This window comes from Salinarimonas sp. (genome assembly GCF_046292825.1).
GTDB lineage: Bacteria > Pseudomonadota > Alphaproteobacteria > Rhizobiales > Beijerinckiaceae > Salinarimonas.
This window is the reverse complement of sequence record NZ_JBKBQG010000085.1, coordinates 1-7,791: the sequence shown is the minus strand read 5'-3', so window position 1 is coordinate 7,791 and position 7,791 is coordinate 1. Positions and strand designations below refer to the sequence as shown.

The window sequence follows — 7,791 nt, the reverse complement described above, 5'->3', positions numbered from 1 at the left end:
GCCGCGCTCCGCCGGCGCGCCGGCCGCGCCCGCTCCCGCTGCGGAAACCGGGCCGCTCCAGCTCTCCGCGCTGCCGTCGCCGGCCGCTCCGGCCCCCGCGCCGGCCGCCGCCGCCGCCGCCCCCTCGGGCGGATACGCCGTCCAGCTCGCGATCCGCGGCTCGGAGGATCGCGCCCGCGAGGCCTTCCAGCAGCTGCAGGCGCGCTACAACGGGATCATCGGCGACGGCCAGCCGATCATCCGCCAGGCGGTCGTCAACGGCCAGACGATCTTCCGCGTCCGCGTCGGCCCCTATCCGCTCGATCGCGCCAACCAGGCCTGCGATCGGATCAAGGCCGAAGGCGGGGACTGCTTCGTCGCACCCAACAGCTGATCGAGCGGCGCCGCGCGTCACGGCGCGCGGCCGCTCTCACCGAGAGACACGATGCGCGCCGCCATCCTCGGCCTCTCCGGCCCGACGCTCACCCCGGACGAGGCCGCCTTCTTCCGCGAGGCGAACCCGTTCGGCTTCATCCTCTTCCGCCGCAACGTCGAGAGCCCCGCCCAGGTCCGCGCGCTCACGCAAGCGCTCCGGGAGGCGGTCTCCCGCGATGCGCCGATCCTGATCGACCAGGAGGGCGGGCGCGTGCAGCGGATGGGGCCGCCCCATTGGCCCGCTTATCCGCCCGCCGCGCGCTACGACGACCCGTCGCGGCCGATCGAGGAGCGGCTCGCGCTCTGCCGGCTCGCCGCGCGGCTCATCGCGCACGATCTCGCGCAGGTCGGCATCGACGTCGATTGCGTGCCCTGCCTCGACGTGCCGGTGCCCGGCGCCCACGACGTCATCGGCGACCGCGCCTATGCGCGCGAGCCGGTTCGCGTCGCCCGCTTCGGACGCGCGGCGGCGGAGGGGCTCCTCGACGAGGGCGTCCTGCCGGTGATCAAGCACATTCCCGGCCACGGCCGCGCCGGCGTCGACAGCCATCTCGCGCTGCCCGTCGTCGAGGCCTCGGCCGCGGCGCTGGAGGAGAGCGACTTCCCGCCCTTCGTCGCGCTCGCCGACATGCCGATGGGCATGACCGCGCACGTCGTCTACACCGCCTTCGACGCGGAGCGCCCGGCGACCACCTCGCCGCGCGTGATCGCCGAGGTGATCCGCGGCCTGATCGGCTTCGACGGGCTCCTCATGAGCGACGATCTCGGCATGCATGCGCTCGCGGGCGATTTCGCGTCGCGCACGCGCGACAGCCTCGCGGCCGGCTGCGACGTGGTGCTGCATTGCTCGGGCGCGATGGCGGAGATGGAGGCGGTCGTCGCCGCCGCGCCCGCGCTCGCCGGCGAGCCTCTGCGCCGGGCGCGGGCCGCGCTCGCGTTGCGCGAACGCCGCGCCGAGCCCCTCGATCTTGTGGATGCCCGCGCCCGGCTCGCCGCGGGCCTTGCTCCCGCCGGGGTTTGAGCCGATTCTCGCGGGCAGGCGGCGAACGCGATTCGGCCGCCCGCGAGGGAGCCCTTGAGCGAGACGAGCGCACGCGATTTCGAGGAGGACGAGGCCCGCCGCGCCGTTCGCGAGGACGGGGAGCCGGCGCTCGTCGTCGATGTCGGCGGCTACGAGGGGCCGCTCGACCTGCTGCTCGACCTCGCCCGGCGCCAGAAGGTCGACCTGCGCGAGATCTCTATCCTGGCGCTCGCCGAGCAATACATCGCCTTCGTCGAGGAGGCGCGGCGGCTGCGGCTCGAGCTCGCGGCGGATTACCTCGTCATGGCCGCCTGGCTCGCCTTCCTGAAATCCCGCCTCCTCCTGCCCGAGCCGCCCAAGCCGGACGAGCCCTCCGCGGAGGATCTCGCCGTCGCCCTGGCCGAGCGCCTGCGCCGGCTCGACGAGATCCGGGCGGCGGCGAAGGCGCTCGAGGCGCGCCCGCGCCTCTACCGCGACGTGTTCCCCCGCGGCGCCCCCGAGCCCGTTCTCGTGCGTACCCGTCCGCGCTGGCAGGCGAGCCTCTACGAGCTGCTCGCCGCCTATGCCGGCCAGCGCCAGCGCCATGCGGCGGCGCGGGTGACGCTGCACCGGCGCATCGTCTGGTCGCTCGTCGAGGCGCGCGAGACGCTCGAGCGGCTCCTCGGCCACGCGGTCGAATGGGCGGCGCTCGACGATCTCCTCGTCGACTACCTCGCGACGCCGGCCGAGCGCGCCACCGTGCGCGCCTCGACGCTCTCGGCGACCCTCGAACTCGCCCGCGAGGGCAAGCTGCAATTGCGCCAGGACCGGCTCTTCGGCCCGCTCCTCGTCCGCTCGCCCGGCGCGAGCCGCGAGCCCGCCCCGGAGGCCGTGCCGTGAACGCCGATCGCCGCATGGTCGCGATCGCCGACCGCATCCAGACCGAGCTCGTCGAGGCGCGCGCCCATGCGGAGGCGATGCGCATGGTCGAGGCGGTGCTGTTCGCGAGCGCCGCGCCGCTGACGATCGCCGATCTCGCCGAGCGCCTGCCCGCCGGCACGCGCATCGCCCGCGTGCTCGAGGACCTCGCCGCCTTCTATTCGGCGCGCGGCGTCAATCTCGTGCGCATCGGCGACGCCTACGCCTTCCGGACCGCGGGCGACCTGTCCTGGCTGATGGCGAGCGAGACGGTGGAGCCGCGGAAATTGTCGCGCGCGGCGCTGGAGACGCTCGCGATCATCGCCTATCACCAGCCCGTCACCCGCGCCGAGATCGAGGACATCCGCGGCGTCTCGACCTCGAAGGGCACGCTCGACACGCTGATCGAGGCGGGTTTCGTGCGCCTGCGCGGGCGCCGCCGCGCGCCGGGCCGCCCCGTCACCTACGGCACGACGCCCGCCTTCCTCGACCATTTCGGCCTCTCCCGCATCGACGACCTGCCCGGACTGGAGGAGCTCAGGGGCTCCGGCTTCTTCGAGGGCCGCGTCCCCTCCGCCCTCTCGATCCCCACTCCGAGCGACGATGTCGAATTGCGCGAGGACGAGGACCCGCTCGACGATGCCGACCTGTTCGCGCCGCTCGAGCCGGAGGAGGATGACGAGGCAGGGGAGGGGGACACGCGGGAGCGGTGAGCGGGCCGGAATGCGCGCGTTCTTCGTTCTCCCGCGCTCTCGACAGCCCTGTCGGCGTCTGCTATACGCGCGCCATTCCGGTCGTTCGCGCGTGCGGGGCTCCGTCCGCGTGCGGCCGTTCCGTCATTCGCTACGCTGAACGCCTCAACCGAAGGAATCCGACGCGTGCAGGTTCTCGTCCGTGACAACAACGTCGATCAGGCGCTCCGCGCTCTCAAGAAGAAGATGCAGCGCGAAGGCATCTTCCGCGAGATGAAGCTGCGCGGCCATTACGAGAAGCCTTCGGAGAAGAAGGCGCGCGAGAAGGCCGAGGCCGTGCGCCGCGCCCGCAAGCTGATCCGCAAGCGCATGCAGCGCGAGGGTCTCCTGCCGTCGAAGCCCAAGCCGCGTTGAGTCTGGGCCGCGTCGAGTCCTGGCCGCGCCGATTCATGGCGCGCCGAGCCTACGCCGCATTGCGGCGAGAGGTGGCGGACGATAGGCGCGCGCGGACGCGAAAACGCCCGAATCGGGGTGGAGTGGAGATCGGCGCGCCGCGCGAGCGGGGCGCTGATTTGCGTTTACGAGCCCGCCGCCCAGACGGCGGCATCCCGCGCGCCCTTCCGGCCGCAGCGGACGAACGGGGGACGACCGAGATGACGACGACGATCGCCGGGGCCGCGCGCCCGATGACGAGAATCGCCCTCCTGGCCGGCATGGCCCTGGCGCTCGCCGCCTGCGAGACGACCGCGACGCGCGGGCCCGCCCAGGCCGTCGCCGTCGTCGAGCAGCGCGATCAGGCGGTGACCGGGGCCAACATCGCCTCGCTCACCGAGGTGATCCGTCGCAACCCGCAGGATGCCGGCGCCTACAACACCCGCGGGGCGGCCTTCGCGCGCGCCGGCCAGTTCCGCGAGGCGATCGCCGATTTCACCCGCGCCGTCGAGCTCGATCCGCGCAACGCCCCCGCCTTCACCAACCGGGCGCTGGCTCTGCGCCAGACCGGCCGGGACGACGATGCGCTCGCCGATTTCTCGCGCGCGCTCGACGTCGATCCGAACTACGCCCCCGCCCGCCTCGGGCGCGGCAACCTGCTGCGCGCGCGCGGCCAACTGCAGCCGGCGCTCGCCGATCTGAACGTGGCGCTTCGCCTCAACCCCGAATCGGCCGAGGCCTTCCACGCCCGCGGCCTCGTCTATCAGCGCCTCGAGCAGCACCGCGAGGCGGTGCTCGATTTCGACGCCGCGATCGACCGCAATCCCTTCGTCGCCCCGCCCTATCAGGGCCGCGCCCAGAGCCTGATCGCGCTCGGCGACAACGAGCGCGCGATCGAGGATCTGAACGCCTCGCTCAACGTCTTCGCCAACAATGCCGATGCCTGGGCCTGGCGCGGCGTCGCCCTCGAGCGCACCGGCCGCCGCGACGAGGCCCGCGAGAGCTTCCAGCGCGCGCTCGGCCTCGACGCGAGCAACCGCCTCGCCAACGAAGGCCTCGCCCGCACCGGCGGCCGCCTCGCGCGCTCGTAACGGGCGCTGCGCGAGCGGCGTAGACGAGATTCTCGCTCGAGGTTCTTCGCTTCTTGTCCTTGTGAGCCTGTAGAGAAGCGAGTGAAGATGGTATGCTGGGCCGATGCAGAGGACAGCATTGCAATCGATCATGGCGCTTTTGCGCAGGCTCTTTTCAGGGCCTCCTCGTCGCCTCGAGCCGTTCCGTCCATCCGAGCTCGGACCGGCTCCGGAGGCGTGCAGGTATCGGGTATATACAAGAGATTTCGATCAGGAAGTGAATGCGCTTGAGCTGTTGAGCGATGAAGCTTGCTTGCATTTTCAAGAAAGAATCAATGATCATTTTCAGAGATCAAAGATCGCTTCATTTATAGACGAGAGCTTGCTCCGAAGGAAGATCGCCGCAGCAGGGTGTGAGAACGTTGCGGTGCAGATTCTCGTCGATAATTTCAACAGTACTAATGTGGAGACATTCGCTAAGATTGCCTCGTCGTGCTTGCGGCTGGTAGAGGTTCTCGACGAGATTGGTGTAGAAACAGAGGTTTTGGGTTACACCACTGTCGAGTGGAGGGGTGGCAAGTCGCGCGAGCTTTGGATAAACGAGGGCCGACCGCCGTTACCCGGACGATTGAATGACCTGCGGCACATCGTCTACGAGTCTTTCGACGAGGACAGCAAAGATCTCTTGAGAAGCATCTCCCGAATGGGCGTTGTTGGAGTTCCCAAAGAGAATATCGATGGTGAAGCCCTGCTGTGGGCAGCGGGTCGCCTTTTTTTTGCATAGAGCAGAAAAGCGAATATTGATCGCAATCAACGACGCGGCGCCGGTTGATGATTCGACGATCCTTGCAAATGACGAAAATCTATTGCCGGAGCATTTCAGGGCCGTCGCAGGGCAGTTGTCGGCGCACGAGGGTCTGATTCTCTTGTGCGTTGGGCTGCACAAATCCGTCGCGAGGTATTTCAAGAATTCGAAGTGGACCGATGACGCTGAAGGCGTTTTCCCGGTGGCCGTATCATCGTTGGTCGAAGTTCTCTGACATCGAGCTTGAAGTAGCTCGACCGTCGTTCGCGCTCTCGGCGATCGACGGTCGAGCTGAAGATGCCGCCCTTGGCACGCGTCCCGCAGACGACGACCATCGTCCGCGGGTCCGCCCCCCCCGGCCCTCACCCCGCCAGCGCTTCGCGCTGCTTCTCCGAGCGCTTGCGGTCGTTCGGGTCGAGGATGGCCTTGCGCAGGCGGATCGATTTCGGGGTGACCTCGACGAGCTCGTCGTCCTGGATCCAGGCCAGCGAGCGCTCGAGCGTCATGCGGATCGGCGGGGTGAGGCGCACCGCCTCGTCCTTGCCGGTCGAGCGCACGTTCGAGAGCTTCTTGCCCTTGAGGACGTTGACCTCGAGGTCGTTGTCGCGGGTGTGGATGCCGATGATCATGCCCTGATAGACCTTCGCGCCCGGATCGATGATCATCGGGCCGCGGTCTTCCAGGTTCCACATCGCGTAGGCGACGGCCTCGCCCATCTCGTTCGAGATCAGCACGCCGTTGGTGCGCCCGGCCAGCTCGCCCTTGTAGGGCTCGTAGGCCTTGAACAGGCGGTTCATGATCGCCGTGCCGCGCGTGTCGGTGAGGAGCTCCGACTGGTAGCCGATCAGGCCGCGGGTCGGCGCGTGGAAGACGAGGCGCAGGCGCCCGCCGCCGGAGGGGCGCATCTCGACCATGTCGCCCTTGCGCTCGGACATCTTCTGCACGACGACGCCGGAATGCTCCTCGTCGACGTCGATGACGACCTCCTCGACGGGCTCCAGCGTCTCGCCGGTGGTCTCGTCCTTCTGGAAGACGACGCGCGGGCGCGACACCGCGAGCTCGAAGCCCTCGCGGCGCATGGTCTCGATGAGGATCGCGAGCTGCAATTCGCCGCGGCCGGAGACGTAGAACGAATCCTTGTCGGCCGATTCCTCGATCCTGAGCGTGACGTTGCCCTCGGCCTCCTTCATCAGGCGGTCGCGGATCATGCGGCTCGTGACCTTGTCGCCCTCGGTGCCGGCGAGCGGGCTGTCGTTGACGATGAAGGACATCGTCACCGTCGGCGGGTCGATCGGCTGGGCCTGGATCGGCTCCTCGACCGAGAGGTCGCAGAAGGTGTCCGCCACCGAGCCCTTGGTCAGGCCGGCGATCGAGACGATGTCGCCCGCCTCGCCGAGGTCGATCGGCTGGCGCTCGATGCCGCGGAAGGCGAGGATCTTCGAGACGCGGCCCTGGTCGACGACGGCGCCGTTGCGGTCGAGCACCTTGATCGTCTGGTTCGGCTTGACCGAGCCCGACGAGATGCGACCCGTGACGATACGCCCCAGGAAGGGATTGGCCTCGAGCAGGGTGCCGAGCATCCGGAACGGGCCGGGCTCGACCTTGGCCGGGGGCACGTGCGAGAGCACGAGATCGAAGAGCGGGGCGAGGCCCTGGTCCTGCGGACCCTCGGGGGAGGCGGCCATCCAGCCGTCGCGGCCCGAGCCGTAGAGGATCGGGAAGTCGAGCTGCTCGTCGGTGGCGTCGAGCGCGGCGAAGAGGTCGAAGACCTCGTTGATCACCTCCTGGTGGCGCGCGTCGGGCCGGTCGATCTTGTTGATCGCGACGATGGGCTTCAGGCCGATCTTGAGCGCCTTCGAGACGACGAACTTGGTCTGCGGCATCGGCCCTTCGGCGGCGTCGACGAGCACGATCGCGCCGTCCACCATGGAGAGGATGCGCTCCACCTCGCCGCCGAAATCGGCGTGGCCGGGCGTGTCGACGATGTTGATGCGCACGTCCTTCCAGACGACCGAGGTCGCCTTGGCGAGGATCGTGATGCCGCGCTCCTTCTCGAGGTCGTTCGAATCCATCACCCGCTCGGCGACGCGCTGGTTCTCGCGAAACGCCCCCGATTGCGAGAGGAGCTTGTCGACGAGCGTGGTCTTGCCGTGGTCGACGTGGGCGATGATCGCGATGTTGCGCAGCTGCATAGGTCTCGTGTCCGAACGGTTGAGCCGGTCGCGCCGCGATACGCGGCCGACGTGACCGCATGAAGACGCTCACGATGACGGGCTTTAGTCTCGTGCGGATATAGGGATTGTGCGGCGCGTGCAAGAGGGGGGCGGCGCGGAAGGGGCGAATAGCGCTGCGCGTCCCTCCTTCATCCCTCCCCGGAGGGGAGGGTGGACCCTGGAGCGGAGCGACAGGGGCCGGGTGGGGCCCGTGGCGCGGAGATGGTTCTCCACCCGGGCCCCACCC

Annotated in this window: 9 protein-coding genes; 8 read left to right on the top strand and 1 reads right to left on the bottom strand. The window is 69.3% G+C overall.

The features are described 5' to 3' along the window. From ACK4UM_RS20740 to ACK4UM_RS20705, 8 genes are all read left to right on the top strand, one after another. On the top strand, window positions 1-373 hold a 373-nt coding region (locus tag ACK4UM_RS20740), incomplete at its 5' end, for an SPOR domain-containing protein (protein ID WP_409802907.1). Window positions 374-424: 51 nt separating this feature from the next. Then, the gene (gene nagZ / locus ACK4UM_RS20735; protein ID WP_409802905.1) at window positions 425-1,435 is read left to right on the top strand and encodes a beta-N-acetylhexosaminidase; all 1,011 of its coding nucleotides are present in this window, start codon (window positions 425-427) and stop codon (window positions 1,433-1,435) included. Between the two features lie 54 nt (window positions 1,436-1,489). Continuing rightward, window positions 1,490-2,314 (top strand): segregation and condensation protein A, encoded by an 825-nt coding sequence (locus ACK4UM_RS20730; RefSeq protein WP_409802903.1) that lies wholly within the window; start codon window positions 1,490-1,492, stop codon window positions 2,312-2,314. A 14-nt stretch (window positions 2,315-2,328) separates the two neighbouring features. Then, window positions 2,329-3,045 (top strand): SMC-Scp complex subunit ScpB, encoded by a 717-nt coding sequence (gene scpB, locus ACK4UM_RS20725; protein WP_409802909.1) that lies wholly within the window; start codon window positions 2,329-2,331, stop codon window positions 3,043-3,045. A gap of 165 nt (window positions 3,046-3,210) precedes the next feature. Beyond that, the gene (gene rpsU, locus ACK4UM_RS20720) at window positions 3,211-3,438 is read left to right on the top strand and encodes a 30S ribosomal protein S21 (RefSeq protein ID WP_409802901.1); all 228 of its coding nucleotides are present in this window, start codon (window positions 3,211-3,213) and stop codon (window positions 3,436-3,438) included. A 239-nt stretch (window positions 3,439-3,677) separates the two neighbouring features. Further along, window positions 3,678-4,547, top strand: coding sequence for a tetratricopeptide repeat protein (locus ACK4UM_RS20715; protein WP_409802897.1), 870 nt, complete (start codon window positions 3,678-3,680; stop codon window positions 4,545-4,547). A gap of 118 nt (window positions 4,548-4,665) precedes the next feature. Then, complete coding sequence (locus ACK4UM_RS20710) at window positions 4,666-5,310, top strand: cobaltochelatase CobT-related protein (RefSeq protein WP_409802894.1); 645 nt, start codon at window positions 4,666-4,668, stop codon at window positions 5,308-5,310. Between the two features lie 16 nt (window positions 5,311-5,326). Beyond that, window positions 5,327-5,566 carry a cobaltochelatase CobT-related protein gene (locus ACK4UM_RS20705; protein ID WP_409802892.1) on the top strand — a complete coding sequence of 80 codons (240 nt, stop codon included), beginning with the start codon at window positions 5,327-5,329 and terminating at the stop codon, window positions 5,564-5,566. Between the two features lie 127 nt (window positions 5,567-5,693). On the opposite strand, the gene typA is transcribed toward ACK4UM_RS20705, so the two are convergent. Then, complete coding sequence (gene typA / locus ACK4UM_RS20700) at window positions 5,694-7,523, bottom strand: translational GTPase TypA (protein WP_409802889.1); 1,830 nt, start codon at window positions 7,521-7,523, stop codon at window positions 5,694-5,696. Between the last annotated feature and the right edge of the window lie 268 nt (window positions 7,524-7,791).